This is a genomic window from Priestia sp. TGN 0903, from assembly GCF_050846855.1.
Lineage (GTDB): Bacteria > Bacillota > Bacilli > Bacillales > Bacillaceae_H > Priestia > Priestia zanthoxyli.
In genome coordinates, this window is record NZ_JBOZGL010000001.1 from 1,075,100 (window position 1) to 1,094,525 (window position 19,426).

Below are 19,426 nucleotides of genomic sequence, written 5' to 3' on the forward strand. Positions count from 1 at the left end.
TATCAGCCTAAAAAGCCGATCCAATAACCTCCTATACCGATTAAGAAAATACCGAAAATAATAAGCAGCGGATTTGTACCTTTTCGAAGCATCCATGCTACTAATAAAGTTAGCGCTAAAGGAAGCAGTCCCGGTAAAATACTGTCGAGTACGTCTTGCACGGTTTTCACGACAACTTTACCAGAATCATCTTTGATCCTAGAAACAACCACTGGTATATTAATAGTGGTCCATTTCGAAACCAATGCTCCCATTACAAACAGTCCTAAAATGGATGCACCTTCCGTCAGTTTTTGAATTCGATTGCCTACTAAATCTTTTAAAATTTCTGTTCCTTTTAAATAACCATATTTTAATCCATAATATTTTGTACTTAATCGAATGGCATTAATTAAGATGAAAAACAGCAGTGGCCCGGCAATATTCCCGCCTAACGCAAGAGATGCGCCTAGTGCTGCGAGGACTGGTCGCAGCGTTCCCCAGAAAATAGGGTCTCCTACGCCAGCAAGCGGTCCCATTAATCCAATTTTCATTCCGCTGATGGCTTTTTCATCAAAATCTTTTTTATTTGCCATTTCTTCTTCCATTGCTGCCGTGACGCCGAATATAGGTGCGGAAATCCATGGATGTGTATTGAACCATTCTAAATGTCGCTTTAATGCTGCATTTCGCTGTGCCCCTGGTCCGTATAAACGTTTAATTGCTGGAATCATAACATAACAGTAGCCCATTGCCTGAACACGCTCAAAGTTAAATGAACCGAGTAAAAAATTCGAGCGAATAAACATGCTAAAGATGTCTTTTTTCGTTAATCTTTTTTCATTTTCCATCTCTATCCCTCCCTTAAGTTCGCCGTTTAGGCATCTAAATCATCATCGTCATCATCATATACTTGTTCGCTCCCTGTAGCTGCTGGAACGCCTGCCGGCTGCATTTGATTTCGCTGCTGCATTACTTGCTGATAAAGAAGGGCTAAACAAAGACCTAACGCCCCAAATCCTACCAGGTTAAACCCTGTAAATGCCGCTAATAAGAACCCGATATAGAAAAAAGGTTTTAAATGAGGAATGTTCATCATATTGATAACCATGGCATACCCTACGACCACGATAATGCCTCCCCCAATTTGCAGACCTTTTGTAATAACTTCCGGAATATTTCCGAGGAAAGTTTGCACGGCGCTTACGCTGATTAATGTAACAATTAACGTTGGAATCATAACGCGGAGAGCCTGAAAACCCATAGCAGTAATATGCATAATTTCAATTCCTTTAAAGTTTCCTTCTTCCGCGTACTTATCAGCTCGATGAATTAAAAATACTGTGATGGTACGAACAAAAATGGTGAGTACTTGCCCTGCAGCTGCTAAAGCTATAGCTACCGCAATGCCTTCACCAATCCCCTGACCAGCTGTGATAACCAAAATAGTTGAAATAACAGAAGCAATAGCCGTATCAGGTGCCATCGCCAATCCAACATTCATCCATCCAAGAGCCATTAATTCCAGCGTTCCGCCTAAAATAATGCCCGTTTTTAAATCTCCAAGCACCAAGCCTACTAACGTGCAGGCAATGAGAGGACGATGGGATTGCCCTTCGTCCAATACGCTTGCGATGCCAGTTACCGCTGCAATGACTAATAATAAAATAATTTGTATGGAAGACATAAACTCATCTCCTTATTTGATTTTTGTTTCATTTCTCAGTAGTTGAATAAAATTTTCGCTAGAATCTGAGGGTAATTGGCGCAGCTCAAGCTTTACGCCTAGTTCCTGCAGTTTCTCAAAAGCATCGATATCTTTTTCGGTAACGCTTACAGATTTTGTGATTTGTTTTCGGTCATTAGCAAAACGCATGCCGCCTACGTTTACTGTCTCGATAGGCACTCCAGCTTGAACAAGAGCTACAATATCTGCAGGACTTTCAAACAGCAGCATGGCTGTTGTATCCTGATAACGAGGGCTGTGAAATGCTTTTGTCATTTTAGAAATTGAGACAGCACTTGCTTTTACATTCGAAGGAGCCACAGAAAGAATAAGCGTTTTTCGCATTTCATCCGCTGCCACCTCATCTGAAACAATGATAATTCGATCTGCTGCATTTGTTTTGATCCATCTTGTTAATACCTGCCCGTGAATAAAGCGGTCATCAATTCTTGCTAAAACGATTTTCATAATAATCCATCCTCTCCGATTTGGTTTGCTTGCTGGACTTTCTCCAAATGTTCACTGCACACTTGAAAACTTTCTTCATTCACTTGCTTTAATCTCCCTAGCATCTCTTTTAATGTAACGTGTTCCCTCATGGCTAACACTTCTAATAACATAGGCAAATTAACTCCGGATACCATATCCGCTGTTTTGTTTTTAAGGATATAGGGAGTAGCCGCATTGTAAGGTGTACCTCCAAAAATATCGACTAGAAAAAGCACTTCATTTTCTAAGGGCATTTCCTCTAATGCTTGCTTATATTTTGCTTCAAGCGTTTGGATACCCTCTCCTTTTAGAAAAGGTACGGCTACTACGTGATTCTCTTCACCAAATATCATTTTGGAAGACCCTTCTAATGCTGGTGCGAAATCACCATGCCCACTAATAATGACTGAAATCATGTACACTTGCTCCTCTCTTTTACGTTCTACACTTATTTATTGCAAGTATCGTGCCAACAAAGAGTATTAAGCGCTTTCATTTATTTTTCAATACCTTTTTCTTTGTTGTTGATACAGGTTTCTTAAAATAAATAAACCTGTATCAAAACGTCATGCGTTTTAATACAGGTTTTTCTGTTATTTAAAAAATGGGATAAAAAAAGAAACTAGCGGCATATAAATTAAACTAGTTTCTTGGGATTATCATATGATTTTTACATTTCATCCGCAAAAATGGTGGCAATAAATAATTTTTCATCTCTTGTTAAGGTAAGTTTAAGCTTTTTTTCGACGGCTTGTAATGTTTTTTCCGTTTTTTGATAAATATTTTCTAACTGAGGAGTGATTTCTTCATCCTCCGGAAAAGCAAGAGGTTCGTTTTTTATCATTCTTTCTAAAGCAAAGGCTGTATGCATCACAATTCGAATCATAACGGTGTTGCTTAATTCCATTTCTAACTCATCTTGTACGTGATTTAACCACTCTAACAGAATTTCACTTATGAGATACGGATTAATAAATAGAAGGTACTTTCGTAAGTTTTCTTCGCAAAGTTCACGCACTACAATATTCCCTTCCGTCTTCTCCTCATCATAGCGTATCGTTTCTTTTGTAATTGCCTGTTGAAGTATTCGCTCTCCCTGCCCTTCAATAAGGACTTCTAGTGATACATGAGGCGCATCAATCTTAGGGTTTTTGGTACCTGCTGTTGCGACAATTTCATATTCTTTTTGAATTTCCCGAATGTTTGCTGCTAATTTAATAGAAGAAACGGTTAGAATTTTAATAGGCTCTTGAGATACTTTCCGCGAAATAATAGTTAAGATTTTTTCTAATTGTTTTGCTGTACCGCTTCCTGTTGTACAAATAGAAACAAGGGCTTTCTTTTTCCCAAACACATGCTGCTGCTTATCTATAAATTCCATAAAGTCTTTTTGCACCGAATCAAATATGGCATATAAATTTAAGTCTAAATAATTTACTTTTCTAACGGTGTCTAACACCATAGACGTCGTCACGTTGCTGATTGTTTTAATCTTAGTCCCTGTTTTTTGTTCTAACTTGCTTTCTAACATGGCAAGCGAGCCCATGTCTACAAGCATTAATACGCCTTCTCCTTCATCTACTTTCTTAATTCCCTGGATTAATCTATCTACAATTTCGACTGGAGATACCGTCAAAGGCACATCAATAGCTATAATAGGAGTACTTCCTAAAAGCTCCGTAGCCACTTCTACCATAGAAGTTGCCGTGCTGTTTCCATGTGCAGCAACCACAATCCCCACTCGCTTATTTTCTTCTAACGTTCGAATGGATTGAATAACCATTGTGAGATAAATAACTTCTATTTCTGGCACGACAATGTTAAACCACTTTTCAATTCGATTTTTAAAAAGCAGGGCTACCGCATATTCTTTTGGATACGTTTCGCGAATTTCATCTATCTCCTTTGTATTTAATACGTCTACTTGTTTTTTTCGCTTTAAAAAGGATTCCATATGCATACTCAAAAAATGAATAAATCTGCGATCAAATTTACAGTTCAATTCTTTTTCTGCTAAATGTTTTAATTCTTTTGTAAGCTGAATTACGTCGTCTTCTACGAATTTCATTAAATTAGAACTCTGGCCATTTTTTTGATTAAAAAAGCTCCGAACATTCAAATGAATGTCAGTAAGAATATATTGATTGATGTCTTCTTGAGATAAACCTTCTTTTGTTAAAACATCTACTTTTTCTTCTATTAACTGATATAAATTAAATGATACGTCTTCCTCTATTTTTATTTCTTGGCTCTCCATAGCCGGAGAAATGATCGTTTTGAGATTTACATATTCAGAAATTTTTCTGCTACGCTCCATATTTTTACTATTTGAAATCCAATCTCGTTTAATATCATCAGGCAAATCTCTCACTGTAAGTTCCACCATATGTTTACTATCAAGGTTATTTAAAAATCCGTGTGCACACACGAGCTGTACATTGGACTTTAACTGCCCTACATTCCCGAATTTTTCAGTGTGGATTAAAGCATTTAATACATCAATGTGGACACTTAGCTTTTTATTAATTCGTTTAGCTTCTTGTTCTAAAAGAAACGTTGTGAGACGAATCTTTTCTTTGAGAGATCGCTCTTCTAATGACGGAATATGAATAGTCATCGGAATTCTTCTTAAGAAAGTTTGCAGTAAGGCTGAACCGGGATTTTCAGTTGTAGCACAAATAATTAATACTTTAGACGTTCGCTTATGATCTGTTTCCCCTAGGCGATTGTACGTACCTTGATCAATGAGGTAAAAAAGCATTTCTTGACCTTCAGGAGGAAGCCGGTGTATTTCATCCATAAAGAGAATGCCTTCATTTGCTTGTTCTACTAAACCTACTTTACTTTCAGTTGCTCCAGTGAAACTCCCTTGCTTATGACCAAATAACTGAGAAAGAAGTAATTGAGGATTATGGTAATAATCAGCGCAGTTAAAGGTAATGAACGGGGCCCCTGTTTTTAACCTCTCTGAATATATAGCAAATTGATAGATTCGTTTTGCAAAAAGAGATTTTCCTGATCCCGTGGGACCTAATAGCAGCATATGTAACCCATTGGGCGGGTAAAGAACAGCAGCTTTTGCTTGAGAAATCGATTTTTTTAAACTGCCTGTGGCTCCAATCATTAATTCAAAAGGATTAGCAGAAAGTGCTTCTTCTTTTCCCCCATTAGATAGCTGCTCTAGTTTTTCCACTTCCATCTTATTCGTATCCCACTTTTGACGAAAAATGGTTTCGACAATCTCTAGCGGAGCGTAGCGAACGGGGAACATTTTAATTTTAATTACTTTTTGCATGCGGACAAGTTTGTTCAGTTCAAGACTTACATTAGATCTCTCTAAATCTAATTGTTCAGCAATTTCAATCGCTGAGCTTCCTTGTTTATGTAAAAGTTCCACTTCTGTAAACTCCTGAAAATTACTCAACAGCTGATTGTATACCTTATCAATTCGTTTCATTAGAAGCACCTTCTTTATTTTCAGTTCACGATCGGAAGTTTCTCTTTCAAAGAAATGAGACATTCCCTACTACTACAAGTTATTTCATCTATAAGTACCATCATGTCATACTAATCTATGAAAGCGTTTCAAGCCATTATATGTAAATATATTAAGTTAGTCAACCTTGCATGTCAACCGGTTTCATTCTTAAAGTTATAGTCTGTCTGAATGTTTCATTTTCTTTGAATAACTGTGAATCTGTATATACTACTTTTTCATTTTACTTAGCACTGCAGTTACAGCATATTTTTGCTTACATAATAAAACGAAAGAAAACAGCAGCAGTTGTCGCCATTCTCTTTCGTTTTTAAAAATTATTTATCTGCAGTTAATTGTCCTTGTTGTAAAATACTATTTTTCACAACAGCTGTTTTTGATCCTTTAATACTTAACAAGAAGCTAGGAGCAAACGTAGAGTGTTCCTCTGAATAGAAGCCTCTGTTTGTCATGTAACTTGTAATCACGACATTGTCTCCTTTAACTTGCGGAACTGCAAAATGTGAATACGTGAACGTTTTGTCATTAGGATCGAGGTTCATATGTAAAACAAGTCCTGTATCATTTAGCGGTTTGTATTTTCCTGTCAGCGTATTTGATACGTATCCTAGCATATATACGTCATCTTGGCCGATACCATCAATGGTCATTTTAGACCCGCGAGAATCTGTGAATAAGTACCATTTTCCACCTTTCTTGAATACATTTGCGCGTTCAATTTCATCTGTTACCGTGTTTGAGGTAATCAGTGGATCCATTACTTTTTTTAAGGTATAGTCGTTATTTAGTTCTACAATGCCTAATGCGCCGTTTGCTAAAGAGGCTTTCTTTTTATTAGAACTCTGCAGTAATTTCTCTTTTTCTGATTGGAAAAATGGATTGTTTCCACCGTAGTAAGCTCGATTGTAAAGAGAATCCTCCCCTTGATAACCATCTTCGGTTCCTGTGTTTGCTTCAAACACAAGGTATTTATGCCCTTTATCTTCTACATAGTGAGGATCTCTCAACGTATGATTATCTTCTGAACCATATGCGCCTTCGTCGATAAACTGCTGAATATTTTGATATTTTTTACCATCACCATCAAAAATGGATTTATGATCTTCAACACCTTCAATTTTTAACGTATCTGCACTTGGCTGAGATACATTTACTTGAGCTGTTGTTAAAGTTTGTTTTCCATAGTTTGTACCTGAAAAATTAGTATAGAATAAGCGTACTTTTCCGTCTGATGTTAAAGTAGCAGATCCTGACCATTCTTGTGTTTGTTTTTTCAAATGAGGGTCATTCGGTACAAATTTATCACTGTCTTTGAACACTCTTCCTGCATTTTTCCAACTGTCAATCGACTCTTCACCTATTTTTTTATAAAACACATAAATAGATGTATCATCCGCATCTTTAGGATTGCCTGCTAGCGCAAATACAACTTGGTAACCATGGTAGTTGGCTACTGTTCCGTCAGCATTTTGCAGAGGCAGCTGTCCCATACGTCTAAGTCAATTAAATTACCCGATTTATCATACCCTTTTGCAGAGGCAATATTTTTGATTGTTGCTTTATCAAAAGCTGGAACTTTAAACTGTTCGCTTTTTTGCTGCTGAGGAATTTTCAGCATGTTATCACGTGTAATATGAGAAACTCTATAATTATTATTTGTATCTTTATGATTGCTTTCAGCTGCCCATGTTTGAGATCCAGCACCTACTAACATAGCTGCAGCAAAAGATAATGCTGTTGTTCGCTTTGCGATTTTCTTAATGTTCATCTGTTTTCTCCCTTTTGTATCATACTTTTTCTTGTGTTACTCACAAGTGATCCATTTTCTATGTATCGAGAAGTCATATCCATCTGGTGAAATAACAGAACCGGTTCCATTACCTTTCCAAGATTACTTGCATAATATTGAAAAGTCAAATAGGTAAAATGGAGTGATCATACCCTTTTTTATCCCTTTGTTTTTTTAATTTAGTTATAAAGTCTTAAATCTTTAACTTTTTAATTAAATCGGCAAATTCATCATCATATTTAACCTACTATTCTTTTATAAGCTTTTCTACAGCTGTTAAAGTACCCAAACTTCAAGAAAATATCGTTAATGTATTTTTTGTGAAATAGTGGAATAATTTATTATATAATAGTTTCTACTGGTAATAATAAGAGACAAAAGAATTAGGTAATCTCTTTTTATTTTGATTCTTTTATACTGTTGAATTTTATGCAGCTCTTCCCAAGGAATCGCTATCATTTCAATTAATCAATCATACATTTTTCAGGAAATCAAAAAGAGCTCTTTATAAAGAGCTCTTTTTGATTTCATTTATGCTGTCTTTAAATAGCTGTTCTTATCTAAATAAATCAAGTGCCGCAGTACGTTTGATAAGGCTGATTAGACGGAGCAGACGGTGTACAATACTCTGACTGATCCGGCGATTCATATGGGCTAGAAAGCACTTCTAGAAGATCTTCCATAACGCTGTAGTCTCCTTTTTGTGCTGCATCTAGCGCTGCTTCTACTCGGTGATTTCGAGGAATGACAGCGGGATTGTTATGTTTCATAAGCTCTTCCGACTCTGCTTTAGATTGTTTTTGTCTGCCTAGTCTTTTCTGCCATAACTCCTGCCACTGTGCAAATTCTTCGCTTTCAAACAGGTCACTCTTTCCTAGCTTATTGAAAGTTAATGCACGAAATGTATTTGTATAGTCAGCTTTATAGGTTTTCATCATGCTAAGAAGCTCTTGGAATAATGCTTCATCTTCTTTTTCTTCGTTAAAAAGCCCAAGTTTAGCCTGCATACCCGCCAGCCAGTTTTCTCGATAGAATTTTGGAAATTCCGTCACGGCGTTTTGTGCTATTTCAACTGCTTTTTCTATATCTTGATCCAACAGAGGTAATAAAGCTTCAGCAAACCTCGCAAGATTCCACCCTGTAATGCCTGGTTGATTTTGATATGCATAGCGCCCTTGTACATCAATTGAACTAAATACAGTTTCTGGATCATAGGTATCCATAAATGCACATGGCCCATAATCAATTGTTTCTCCGCTAATTGTCATATTATCCGTATTCATGACGCCATGAATAAAACCAATAAGCTGCCATTTAGCAACTAGGGTAGCGTGACGCTTAATCACTTCTTGAAGCAATGATAAATATTTTTTTTCATTCTTTTCTATGTGGGAAAAGTGACGTTCTAATGCATAGTCAGCTAAAGCTTGAAGGTTTTCGACTGTTCCCCATTTTGCAGCAAATTGAAATGTGCCAAAACGAAGGTGACTGGAAGCTACACGCGTCAAAATCGCCCCCGGCAGTTCTTTTTCGCGAACAATGGATTCGCCTGTTGTTACGACTGCCAGGCTCCGAGTAGTCGGAATACCAAGGGCCTGCATCGCCTCACTAATCATATACTCACGCAGCATAGGCCCCAGAGCTGCACGACCGTCTCCACCCCGGGAATACGGAGTTCGGCCTGAGCCTTTAAGCTGAAGATCCACTCGTTCACCCGAAGGCGTAACTTGCTCCCCTATCAGCATAGCCCGTCCGTCTCCTAGCATGTTAAAGTGGCCAAATTGATGTCCTGCATAAGCCTGTGCAAGTGGGAAAGCACCTTTTGGAACACTGTTTCCAGCCAAAATGCTAACTCCTTCTTGGCTTTGCAGCTGTTCTTTTTGTAACCCTAGAGATGCGGCTAAAGAGTCGTTAAATTTGACTATTTTAGGTGAACTCACCGGATTAGGATCAAGAGGCGTAAAAAAAATGTTTGGTAACTCCGCATAGCTATTACGTAAATTCCATCCTGTTTCTTTTTGATTAGTCATCGTATCTCCTTTTCTTCTTGTGTCTTAAAACATAACTCTTTTCTTTACTGATCGTGGTTTTATAAGTGCAGCAGCCCTGCTCTATCCTGCTTTCTTTTGGGCATCTTAGAGCAGGACAGTTTCTCTTTCATTCATTATCTCTTTTACTATTATATCGTATTTGCTCGTACTTTTAATCTAAAGTGCCTTATCCATTTATATACCGCCACTTTGTTGACGAGCTATTAAATGCTCAAAAAAGAAGAAGTATTAATATACTTCTTCCTCTGTATTTTACCCCCAAATATCTTTTAAATTCCAATACGTTAACTCTTTTACGATTACGTCTCCTCCTTCAGTAAATAACTCAATTCCAAGCCTGCTTTCTTTTGGATAAATGCGGCTTGTCATGGTAGCTTGTCCTTCGTTTGCAAATACTTCGATGGAAGAACGATCCACAAATATTCGTAAAGCTAGTGTCTCACCTGCTTGCAACGCTACTTTCCTCACTCCATCTTCTTTTCCCGAGTGAGTACAGTCAAGCACTAGCTTTTGCTCATTAAGGTTATAACACATAAGCGTTCCTTCATTGTTTATTCCACAAATTTTTATTCCTACTGATGAAGCTTGGCAGTCCGCTAAATCAAATACAGCTTGTATCTCTAGCAAATCTTCATTTACTTCTACTACATAGCTTTCAGAAAGAGCTTTATTGGTTAGCATATTATATTGAGTTTTCCGAAGTGATGTCAGCTCTTGGACGGGGTTCATTAACACTTTATCCTCTCTTAAAGTTAGTTCTCTCGGAAGCGTTAGCGCACCGCACCATCCATCCTCTTTCGTTGGCATATTAGCTTCCCACATGTCCATCCACCCGATTGCAATTCGTCTTCCTTTATCATCTAAAAGCGTTTGAACAGCATAAAAATCGTGGCCGTGATCTAATTCAGTAAATGACCCATGATGAAAGGTATTGGTTTCATAACTATATTCTCCAACTAAATATCCCGTTTGGAAAAGGTTGTGATAGGAATCACCTTTTGCTTCTATCCCTTGAGGAGAAATCATTAACACATGCTTTCCGTCTAACTCAAAGAAGTCCGGACACTCCCACATATATCCTAGATCTCCATCGCTTTTAGCAAGGACGCCAACATATTCCCATTTTCGTAAATTTGAAGACCGGTATAAAATAACGCGTCCCTCTTGTTTCTTTGTTGAGTTTCCTAGAATCATATACCAGAAATCCTCGTGCTTCCATACTTTAGGGTCTCGAAAATGATGAGAACTATCTGCCGGCGGCTCCGCAATAACTGGGTTGACCTCTACTTTTTCAAAGGTAATGCCGTCTTTACTAACAGCTATATTTTGGTTTTGAAAAAAAGTATCCAGCTCTTTGTCTATATAATTATGTCCTGTATAAATTAGCGTAAGCTCTCCTTGGTTATCCACGGCACTTCCAGAAAAACATCCATCTTTATCAAATGTATCTCCAGGAGCTAAAGCAATCGGTAAATGCTGCCAATGAACAAGATCTTTGCTTTTGACATGTCCCCAATGCATCGGTCCCCAATTCTCGTCATAAGGATGATGTTGATAAAAAACATGATATTCTCCTTTATACTGAACCAACCCATTCGGATCATTAATCCAGTTCGCTGGCGCCATAATATGATACCCTAACCGATATTGATGATTTACCTTTTTCTCTGCTTCATTTAATGAACGTTGAGCTTGCTCGATTTTATTTATCGTTAACATCATCATATCCCCCTATATAATCTGCGTGTTTTCTTGTACATCTTTTCTTATAAACTTATGTTTTTTAGAGTTTAGTAGTGTAAACATGGAAATAACGTTAAATACCAAAACCATACCTCCCATAATTAAATAGGTACGGGAAAAGCCTACGCTATCATATAATCCTCCCGCTATGGGTGAAAGAACTGAAGCACCTATTTGTGAAGCGAATTGGAATCCAACCAAATAAAGGATAGAAGATAGGCGCGTGTCAAAGTTAGCTGCCAAATATTTAAAGATGGCAATGAGCATAATAGGAAGTTCTAATGCATGAATAAGCTTCATCGAAGATATTCCAATTGGACCAACCACAAGTCCTGACCCAATAATACGAAATCCCATTAGAAACCCTGCTAAAATCAAACTATTTTTTGCACCGATCTTATTTACAATAAACGGTGCTGCAAACATCATTCCGGCTTCTAAAAATACTTGAAACGAATTTAAGTAGCCAAATACTTGATTACCTATCGATTCAGTAGGAAACAAAGATGCGTAATAGATAGGAAATTGCTGATCGTATACCCCATACACGCACGTAACGCCAACAACATAAATCATAAAAAACCAAAATTCCTTCAATAAGAATAAATTACCTACATCTCTCAGCGTGACAGATTCAGCTTTTTCCATTTCATAGCTGCTCATTTCTACCTTCACAGAAAAAATAATAGCCACTAGGATAACCGCTGAAACGGATGCCACCCAAAAATTAATATGAGGATTAATGTTAAATAGTTGTCCTGCAAAGAATGTAGCTGCAGCCCAGCCTAATGACCCCCACATTCTAGATTTCCCGTACTCAAATTTATATTTTCGGCTGACTTTCTCTATGTATGTTTCAATCGCTCCGATGCCCGCCAAAAACGCTACTCCTAAATATAAGCCTCCAATAATAGCTCCTATCAACACATTGTATTGAAGTAAGGGCCCATAAACAAAAATATAAAATGGTCCTACAAACACTAAAAGACAGCTAATAAAAAATAAAATGTGTTTCTTTAAACCTATCCTGTCAGATATATATCCGTACAAAGGCTGCATACACAATGCAAAGATAGCGTTTACAGAAAAGATTAAGCCTGTAGCTGATCCGTTCAACTTAATCTCTTGCCCTAACCAGATAGAAAATAAAGAGTAGCTCGACGACCACGTAAAAAAGAAGAAGAAAAAATATGCACTCAGCTTCCAATATAAACTTTTTGAACTTTTCATTTTAGTTACCCCTTTAGCTTAAGATATAAAATCTTTTATCTAACAAAATGAAAGCACTTTCAACTTGATTTTATGTCAACCGGTTTCATATGTCAACCGGTTTCACATTTTATATTGCAAAAAGCTTGTATTAGGCGTAAAAGTGGGCTTTGTGGTATGTTTAAGTTGTTCAATAAACCGTTTACAATCCTTACATAGATTTTTATGTATCAAAATAAAACGTAGCGACTGGAAAGCTGCTTGCTTGATTGCATTTATTTTAAGGCTTTTCCACAGCAGATATATACTATAAAAGCAAGGTTTTGGAGAAATTAGGAGGAAACTAGATGAAAGCCAAAATTATTGATGTAGCAAAAATTGCAGGTGTTTCACCGACTACAGTTTCTCGTGTATTAAATAACCGTGGTTACATAAGCAAAGAAACGCGAGAAAATGTCTATAAAGCAATGAAAGAAATTAATTATTTCCCAAATGATATTGCGCGTTCATTATTTAATAAGCGAACAAATTTAATCGGGATGATAGTCCCGCAAACGAGCAACCCTTTTTTCGGAGAGTTAGCCTTTCATATTGAAAGTATATGTGCTTCCCTTAACTACAAAGTACTTCTTTGTAACAGTCTGAATCGCATTGATAAAGAAAAAAAATATGTAGAAATGCTTATCAGAAATCAGGTAGACGGTGTTATTGCCGTTACTTATAATAGAGGTATTTTTGATTCCGAAAGTCAAAGCCTTCCTGTAGTAGCAGTCGATCATTATTTATCAAAAGATATTCCTACCGTATCTTCTGATAACTATTCTGGAGGAGAACAAGCCACGGAATTGCTTATTTCAAAAGATTGTAAGCATATTATTCATATTAACGGTCCCCTTAAACTTGAAACTCCAGCTAACTTAAGAAGGAAAGCATATGAAAACGTGATGAAACAGTACGGAAAACAGCCTATCACGTATGAGATTTCAAATACCTTTGACCGCAACATTCAGCGAGAAACTATTTCTAAGGTTTTTGAAGAACATCCGGAAGTAGACGGTATTTTTGCAAGCGATGACTTACTTGCAGCTTTAGTAGTTGCTGAAGCACAAAAAAGAGGAAAATGCATCCCAAAAGATTTAAAAATCGTGGGCTATGATGGAACAGAAGCCAGTCAGACTTTGTTACCTGGCCTAACTACAATTCAACAGCCAATCGAATCGATTGCTCAAACAGCCATTGATATTTTACTAAAAGAAATTGAAGGAGAATTTAGTAATGTCCCCCGTGAAATCTGTCTTCCTGTTAAGCTTCTAGAAGGGCAAACGACGTAAAAATATGTTTTTTATAAAATAAATATCAGTTTGTTGCATATTCTTCTTCCTTTATTCACACCTTAACGTTACAGAAAGGAGTTGAATACAATGGCAAACAATAAAAGCAGCAATAATAATGAATTATTAGTATACGGAGCTGAACAAGCAATCGATCAAATGAAATATGAAATCGCTAGCGAGTTCGGAGTAAATTTAGGAGCTGACACTACTGCACGTGCAAACGGATCAGTAGGCGGCGAAATCACAAAACGTCTTGTACAATTAGCTGAGCAACAACTTGGCGGCGGACGTTTCTAAGACAATTTCATACACACCATGACTTAAGGAAGAATGGATATCCATTCTTCCTTTTCATATATTTAATTTCCATCTTTATATAAAAATTATTATTGCTCATCTTCTTTACTGACTGATTTTGTTTTTCCTTTCTTTAGTACAGCACTGATTCCTAAACAACAGACAGCTGCTATCCATCCGGAGATGAGAAAATAAACAGAAGTATTTGCAAAGAGTGTACCTATTAAAATAAACAGGCCTCCGAGAATAATAAAAAAGACGTGACCTTCACCAATTTTTTTCACCTTCATCACCTCTCCCCTACCTGCGTATACAAACTAATGTTCAGATACAAAAGAAACTTCTTGATAAACAAGAAGTTTTCTTACGTCCGTTTCTTTTTCAATAAAAAATAAAGGTGTTTTCTTTTTATTTATTCAACAAAACCACTCAATATTCTTCTCAATTACGTGCTATTTAATAATTTCTTCTGTTTTATACTCTTTCATAAATACATCAATAACATCTCCTGCTTCCTCGTTCTCCTCCTGCATTTGAACGAGTATTTCGTTTTGTGCATTTAATGACATTTTTTCTTATGTCTTTTATTTAAGCAAAACAAAAAAACGGCTTTTATCAGCCGTTTTTTTGTTTTGCTTTTCGATTATGAAAAAGCATATTTATTTCTTTATTTGACCGTTCTCTGTATCAGGTATCATACGTTTATTGATTCCGAATGCGTAAAAACTAATGACAACGAGAGCGAGGAAAATAACCCCTACAATAAGTGAAATACGCGTTTCATCATTAAACCACATGCCTACGAGCACCATTAGTAGAAAAGCAATGGTTACATAGTTCGTTACAGGCGCAAAAGGCATTTTGAAAGGATGACTATCCATTTCAGCACCTTTAGCTTTACGGAAACGAATTTGGCTGATAAGAATAATGAACCAAGGAATCATTCCAGGAAGCACGCTAGCACTGTATACATAAACAAATACATTAGGTGGAGCGATGTAGTTTAAAATAACACCAATTACTAATCCAATCATAACAGCGAGCGTACTGTAAATTGGAACGCCGTTGCGAGAAATTTTTGTAAAGAATTTAGGTGCTTGACCGTTTACACCGAGCGTATAAAGCATGCGTCCTGCACTAAAGATTCCGCTATTACAGCCTGACATCGCTGCCGTAATGACTACAAAGTTAATGATACCTGCAGCTGCCGTAACACCAACTTTAGCAAATGTAGATACAAATGGACTTCCTAAAGAATCTAACTCATTCCAAGGATATACCGTCACGATGACGAAAATAGCGCCAATATAAAAAATTAAAATGCGCCAGATGATGCTTTGAATTGCGCTTGTTAACGTTTTTTTAGGATCCTTTGCTTCACCAGCTGTAATCCCAATTAGCTCGACTCCTTGATAAGCTGCAATAACAAGAGATAGCGCGAAGAAAAAGCCTGACCATCCCCCTGCAAAGAAGCCTCCGTGTGCCCAAAGATTTGATAACCCGATTGCGTCTCCATCATTTCCAAATCCAAAGAAAATTAATCCAAGTCCCGCGATAATCATTAAAATAATTGTTACAATTTTAATCATCGCAAACCAAAATTCAAACTCTCCAAATGATTTCACTGAAACTAAGTTTGCTGTGCCTAAAATCAACATGGCGATAATACCAGGCACCCAAGCTGGTAAATGAGGGAACCAGTAATGCATATATGCTCCTACCGCTATAATTTCGGACATCCCTACGATTACAAATTGAAACCAGTTACTCCAAGCAGCCATATAACCTGCTAATGGATGAATATATTTGTGGCCAAATGTAGCGAATGAACCTGTGCTTGGTTCCATGTACAGCATTTCGCCCATAGCACGCATAATAAAGAAAATAAACATTCCGCAAATTGCGTAAGCAAGCAATACCGATGGACCTGTCCATTGAATCGTGCTTGCTGATCCCATAAATAATCCAACGCCAATTGTTCCACCAAGCGCGATCATTTGAATGTGACGAGATTCTAAGCCTCTTTTTAACTCTTTGTCTGCCATTCCATTTCCTCCTCCTAAACTTGTTATAGCTCTGTTAGGAAAGATACTTTCTGTTTCTGATGGAACAGCTGTCGTTTTTAAATCATTCCATTTTTACCTAGTACCTTTACAACTAAACTATTTTTTCTATTTTTAGCTATTCGACTGTATAATTACTTATTTTATAATAATAAATTTTCCTCAGAAATACAATTGTTTTTTTCAGAAAAACACTTAAGTAAACCATTTACCTCTGTCAAATCAGTCATTTTCGTAAAATAGTTTTTTATTTCAGTATAATTAAAATTTTATGAATATTAAAATAAATATAGTCTCAGCTTGGATGCTGGAACACTCTCTTTCACAAGGATAACGAAATGAAACCATTACTTAATCGAATAAATTCCTTTTTTCTACTTTTACGTTTTTTCTTTCTTTTCTTAGGGAAAGTATCCATAGAAAATAGAGATGAGGAGGGATTTTTCATGTGGCAAGCTGCGATGTGGGGCGGAATTTCAGGATCAGCTGTCCTTCTTGGTGCTTTGGCAGCAGTTTTTTTGCCTATCGGCAAAAAGATAATTGGTTATATTATGGCTTTTGGGACGGGTGTATTAATTGGAGCATCTACCTATGAGCTGCTTGGAGACTCGGTTCATAACGGCGGGTTAAAAGCTACTTCTCTTGGGTTCCTTGCGGGGGCTGTCGTTTTTACTTTTTTAGACTATCTAATTTCACGTCAAGGAGCGAATAAAAGAAAGAGGTCTACAAAACAAATGGCCGCGAATAGTTCTGGAATTGCTATATTTATAGGAACCGTCATGGATGCAATCCCAGAGTCCATTATGATTGGAGCTAGCTTAATTGAAAAAGCAACCGTTAGCTGGCTTCTTGTTATCGCTATTTTTATAAGTAATATTCCTGAAGGACTGTCCAGTACGACCGGTCTAGTAAAAAGCGGATTTTCTAAGAGGAAAATTTTTTTACTATGGGCAGCTGTTTTGTTCATTTCAGCTTTTAGTTCATGGACAGGCTTTGTTTTTTTAGATCATGCATCTGAGACACTTATGGCTGCTATTGCTGCTTTTGCCGGCGGTGGTATTATTGCTATGGTAGGTTCTACAATGATGCCAGAGGCCTATGAAGAAGGAGGTTCTATTACAGGATTGATTGCTGCACTTGGATTACTTGCTTCATTGATACTGGATCATTTTTCTTAATCGTCTTCATACTACTTTTATCGTTTCCAAGTAGAAAACAGAAAGCCTTCTACTTGGAGATATTTATCTCAAGCACATTATGATAAATGTGTCTTCTTAATAAATAAAATCGTAGTTCTCTCTTATTTCCTGAGTAAAAGCTTTCCAATCCGTAGCTTCAAATTCCGCATCCCGTGCTTTTAACTCTTTTTCCATTCCTTGAATCTCTTGAACAGCTTCTATTGTTCTTTCACTTCCTGGCCCTACTCTCCAAATTAATTCTTTGTATTCTTTAATTTTATCCATTAGATAACCTGTCTCTAATTCTTTATATTTAGACATATTAGCTGACTCCTTTTACTTCATTCTTTCTTCTAAGATATCATATTTCTCCTTTATGGATAAGCCTCTCCTCTGACGTTTCTTTAACCTCAAAGATAGGAAATACAACAACAAAAAAGCAAGCACAAGTGCTTGCTTTCACTATTATTAAGGCAGTGGTTCAACCGCTACGTTCCCTACCGTTACAGCTTCTGTATATGCGTTCGTACTGCTTTGGCGTAAACGGAGATTAGCACTCCCCGCTGCACTTGGATTTAGTTGGACATTTACAACCTTTTCTCCATTTCCATCTGCGTCCGTTGTAATTGAAAAATTGCTGCTGTATCCATAGGATGACGGCCAGCTTCCATCTGCGTTTTGGACTTTAGCAATTTGAGTTCCCGATCCGTTATATACACCTAGATTAAACGTGCTGTACGCAGTGTTAGCTGAAAGCCCGCTTACCTTTACGCGTATTTGGAATACGCCGCTCGTTGGTAAAATGGCTTGATGTTCAAATGTGTAAGCACTAGCAGTTGGTGGTTGCGTAGTTCCACCTTTATAACCATATGAACCAGATGCAAAAGTTGACGTATCGTACCATTTATACCCTGCTGTAGGTGCTGACCATGGTTCTGGCTGAGGCTCAGTGGACTGACTTGGCGTTTCCGACGAAAGTAATGCTGTAGCTTGATCCAATTGAAGTCCTGATACTTGATTCAAAGAAATATAGCTTTCTTGCTTCGCTAACCAATTGACCATATTTACAAGCAGTGTAGAATCGTCTTGTTCCTTAAATCCGTCATATGTGGTTTTAGAAGATCCTGTATCTTCTCGTTTATATTTTGGTGTAGCATCTTCAACCGGTGAAGAATCTCCTATAAAAGCAGCTTTACCTGCCCCTACTTTTGAAACAGCAGCAAAAGGACCTTCTGCTCTTCCCCCTCCGTTATACACTCCTTGATCTACAGCATTTGACCATTTTGCCGTTGTCTTAGGAAGATACACAATTCCTTTTGCTTTGTTTGGGTCCGTAATTGCAACCGTAGAACCTGCATGCATAGCAACGGTGGAAACACCTAGCGTAATACCGAATGCTTGAGAAGGAGATACAATATCATTGGCTGTCACATCACCAATGGCATTATAGCGAAAGCGAACACCAAAGTTACTTGCTAACCAGTCAGAACTTGTTACGTTTTGCATTGCCTCAGAGTTTGCTTCTTCCGTTGTCATGCCTTTTGCTGGGTTTGTCCATGCTCCACGACGGTACCCGTTAAAAACTTCTGAAGAATCCCAGCGGTTTTTGTTTCGGTCTGCATTGTAATGATCAGCAATAAAGAAGACGCTTCCCCCGTTCTGAACATATTGTAAAAGGGCAGCTTGTTCAGAAGATTTATACGGAATATTTGCTTCTGGCACAACAAACACACTATAACCGCTAAGGTCACTGTATGTAATCGGCGTAGATTTCCGCAGCTCTTTTACATCAAACCCGCTGCCAGCCAGCCCTTTCCCAAAATCAGAAAAACCTCCGTCAATAACCCAATCTGCTGTACCCGCCGTTTGACCATGGGTATTATCAAACAAGATTTTTTTACCATTGTTTTCATTTACAACAGAAGCTTTAATTTCTGGTGCAGGGTCAGCAGCGCTTTCTGCTGATGCTGGATGAGTAGTAAAAGGCAGTGAGATAGATAAAGCTGTACACATTGTCAAAACGGCATAACCTACGCGATTATATTTTTTCCGCATATAAAATGCTCCCCTCA

At 37.4% G+C, this 19,426-nt stretch carries 15 protein-coding genes and 1 pseudogene; 3 read left to right on the top strand and 13 right to left on the bottom strand.

Going from position 1 to position 19,426, the window contains the following annotated elements; all coding sequences use genetic code 11:
• Positions 1 to 2: 2 nt before the first annotated feature.
• From ACRPLY_RS05550 to ACRPLY_RS05590, 9 genes and pseudogenes are all read right to left on the bottom strand, one after another.
• Positions 3 to 830: a mannose/fructose/sorbose PTS transporter subunit IID gene (locus ACRPLY_RS05550; protein WP_013056298.1), complete on the bottom strand. Its 828-nt coding sequence runs from the start codon at positions 828 to 830 to the stop codon at positions 3 to 5.
• 26 nt (positions 831 to 856) lie between these two features.
• Complete coding sequence (locus ACRPLY_RS05555; protein WP_028408130.1) at positions 857 to 1,666, bottom strand: PTS mannose/fructose/sorbose transporter subunit IIC; 810 nt, start codon at positions 1,664 to 1,666, stop codon at positions 857 to 859.
• 12 nt (positions 1,667 to 1,678) lie between these two features.
• A complete protein-coding gene (locus ACRPLY_RS05560) occupies positions 1,679 to 2,173 on the bottom strand; it encodes a PTS system mannose/fructose/N-acetylgalactosamine-transporter subunit IIB (protein WP_028413929.1) in 495 nt (164 codons plus the stop codon).
• A complete protein-coding gene (locus ACRPLY_RS05565) occupies positions 2,170 to 2,610 on the bottom strand; it encodes a mannose/fructose/sorbose PTS transporter subunit IIA (protein ID WP_028413930.1) in 441 nt (146 codons plus the stop codon). Before ACRPLY_RS05565 ends, ACRPLY_RS05560 begins: the two co-directional genes overlap by 4 nt.
• 254 nt (positions 2,611 to 2,864) lie before the next feature.
• On the bottom strand, positions 2,865 to 5,651 hold the full coding sequence (locus tag ACRPLY_RS05570) for a sigma 54-interacting transcriptional regulator (RefSeq protein ID WP_034266675.1): 2,787 nt from the start codon (positions 5,649 to 5,651) through the stop codon (positions 2,865 to 2,867).
• 356 nt (positions 5,652 to 6,007) lie between these two features.
• A pseudogene (locus ACRPLY_RS05575) lies at positions 6,008 to 7,458 on the bottom strand (glycoside hydrolase family 68 protein).
• Positions 7,459 to 8,048: 590 nt separating this feature from the next.
• Positions 8,049 to 9,509 (bottom strand): protein adenylyltransferase SelO, encoded by a 1,461-nt coding sequence (locus tag ACRPLY_RS05580; protein ID WP_099000032.1) that lies wholly within the window; start codon positions 9,507 to 9,509, stop codon positions 8,049 to 8,051.
• Positions 9,510 to 9,782: 273 nt separating this feature from the next.
• Complete coding sequence (locus ACRPLY_RS05585; RefSeq protein WP_221817562.1) at positions 9,783 to 11,240, bottom strand: glycoside hydrolase family 32 protein; 1,458 nt, start codon at positions 11,238 to 11,240, stop codon at positions 9,783 to 9,785.
• Between the two features lie 21 nt (positions 11,241 to 11,261).
• A complete protein-coding gene (locus tag ACRPLY_RS05590; RefSeq protein ID WP_028413935.1) occupies positions 11,262 to 12,503 on the bottom strand; it encodes an MFS transporter in 1,242 nt (413 codons plus the stop codon).
• A 326-nt stretch (positions 12,504 to 12,829) separates the two neighbouring features.
• On the opposite strand from ACRPLY_RS05590, the gene ACRPLY_RS05595 reads away from it, so the two are divergent.
• Complete coding sequence (locus ACRPLY_RS05595) at positions 12,830 to 13,813, top strand: LacI family DNA-binding transcriptional regulator (protein WP_432231647.1); 984 nt, start codon at positions 12,830 to 12,832, stop codon at positions 13,811 to 13,813.
• Positions 13,814 to 13,903: 90 nt separating this feature from the next.
• On the top strand, positions 13,904 to 14,113 hold the full coding sequence (locus ACRPLY_RS05600) for an alpha/beta-type small acid-soluble spore protein (RefSeq protein WP_013058452.1): 210 nt from the start codon (positions 13,904 to 13,906) through the stop codon (positions 14,111 to 14,113).
• Between the two features lie 89 nt (positions 14,114 to 14,202).
• On the opposite strand, the gene ACRPLY_RS05605 is transcribed toward ACRPLY_RS05600, so the two are convergent.
• Together ACRPLY_RS05605 and ACRPLY_RS05610 are read right to left on the bottom strand one after the other, a co-directional pair.
• Positions 14,203 to 14,403: a hypothetical protein gene (locus ACRPLY_RS05605; protein WP_028413937.1), complete on the bottom strand. Its 201-nt coding sequence runs from the start codon at positions 14,401 to 14,403 to the stop codon at positions 14,203 to 14,205.
• A gap of 369 nt (positions 14,404 to 14,772) precedes the next feature.
• Complete coding sequence (locus ACRPLY_RS05610) at positions 14,773 to 16,158, bottom strand: amino acid permease (protein WP_033578512.1); 1,386 nt, start codon at positions 16,156 to 16,158, stop codon at positions 14,773 to 14,775.
• 464 nt (positions 16,159 to 16,622) lie between these two features.
• On the opposite strand from ACRPLY_RS05610, the gene ACRPLY_RS05615 reads away from it, so the two are divergent.
• On the top strand, positions 16,623 to 17,354 hold the full coding sequence (locus ACRPLY_RS05615) for a ZIP family metal transporter (RefSeq protein WP_432231648.1): 732 nt from the start codon (positions 16,623 to 16,625) through the stop codon (positions 17,352 to 17,354).
• 96 nt (positions 17,355 to 17,450) lie between these two features.
• Here the strand turns inward: ACRPLY_RS05615 and ACRPLY_RS05620 are convergent, their stop codons facing one another.
• Positions 17,451 to 17,675, bottom strand: coding sequence for a hypothetical protein (locus ACRPLY_RS05620; RefSeq protein WP_028413940.1), 225 nt, complete (start codon positions 17,673 to 17,675; stop codon positions 17,451 to 17,453).
• A gap of 147 nt (positions 17,676 to 17,822) precedes the next feature.
• Positions 17,823 to 19,409: a DNA-binding protein gene (locus ACRPLY_RS05625; protein ID WP_049163765.1), complete on the bottom strand. Its 1,587-nt coding sequence runs from the start codon at positions 19,407 to 19,409 to the stop codon at positions 17,823 to 17,825.
• Positions 19,410 to 19,426: the final 17 nt, after the last annotated feature.

Coding starts and splice junctions, on each gene's coding strand:
- ACRPLY_RS05600 (WP_013058452.1), top strand. CDS start 13,904: ATGGCAAACAATAAAAGCAGCAATAATAATGAATTATTAGTATACGGA.
- ACRPLY_RS05580 (WP_099000032.1), bottom strand. CDS start 9,509: ATGACTAATCAAAAAGAAACAGGATGGAATTTACGTAATAGCTATGCG.
- ACRPLY_RS05565 (WP_028413930.1), bottom strand. CDS start 2,610: ATGATTTCAGTCATTATTAGTGGGCATGGTGATTTCGCACCAGCATTA.
- ACRPLY_RS05625 (WP_049163765.1), bottom strand. CDS start 19,409: ATGCGGAAAAAATATAATCGCGTAGGTTATGCCGTTTTGACAATGTGT.
- ACRPLY_RS05615 (WP_432231648.1), top strand. CDS start 16,623: ATGTGGCAAGCTGCGATGTGGGGCGGAATTTCAGGATCAGCTGTCCTT.
- ACRPLY_RS05620 (WP_028413940.1), bottom strand. CDS start 17,675: ATGTCTAAATATAAAGAATTAGAGACAGGTTATCTAATGGATAAAATT.
- ACRPLY_RS05590 (WP_028413935.1), bottom strand. CDS start 12,503: ATGAAAAGTTCAAAAAGTTTATATTGGAAGCTGAGTGCATATTTTTTC.
- ACRPLY_RS05550 (WP_013056298.1), bottom strand. CDS start 830: ATGGAAAATGAAAAAAGATTAACGAAAAAAGACATCTTTAGCATGTTT.
- ACRPLY_RS05595 (WP_432231647.1), top strand. CDS start 12,830: ATGAAAGCCAAAATTATTGATGTAGCAAAAATTGCAGGTGTTTCACCG.
- ACRPLY_RS05610 (WP_033578512.1), bottom strand. CDS start 16,158: ATGGCAGACAAAGAGTTAAAAAGAGGCTTAGAATCTCGTCACATTCAA.
- ACRPLY_RS05605 (WP_028413937.1), bottom strand. CDS start 14,403: ATGAAGGTGAAAAAAATTGGTGAAGGTCACGTCTTTTTTATTATTCTC.
- ACRPLY_RS05570 (WP_034266675.1), bottom strand. CDS start 5,651: ATGAAACGAATTGATAAGGTATACAATCAGCTGTTGAGTAATTTTCAG.
- ACRPLY_RS05560 (WP_028413929.1), bottom strand. CDS start 2,173: ATGAAAATCGTTTTAGCAAGAATTGATGACCGCTTTATTCACGGGCAG.
- ACRPLY_RS05555 (WP_028408130.1), bottom strand. CDS start 1,666: ATGTCTTCCATACAAATTATTTTATTATTAGTCATTGCAGCGGTAACT.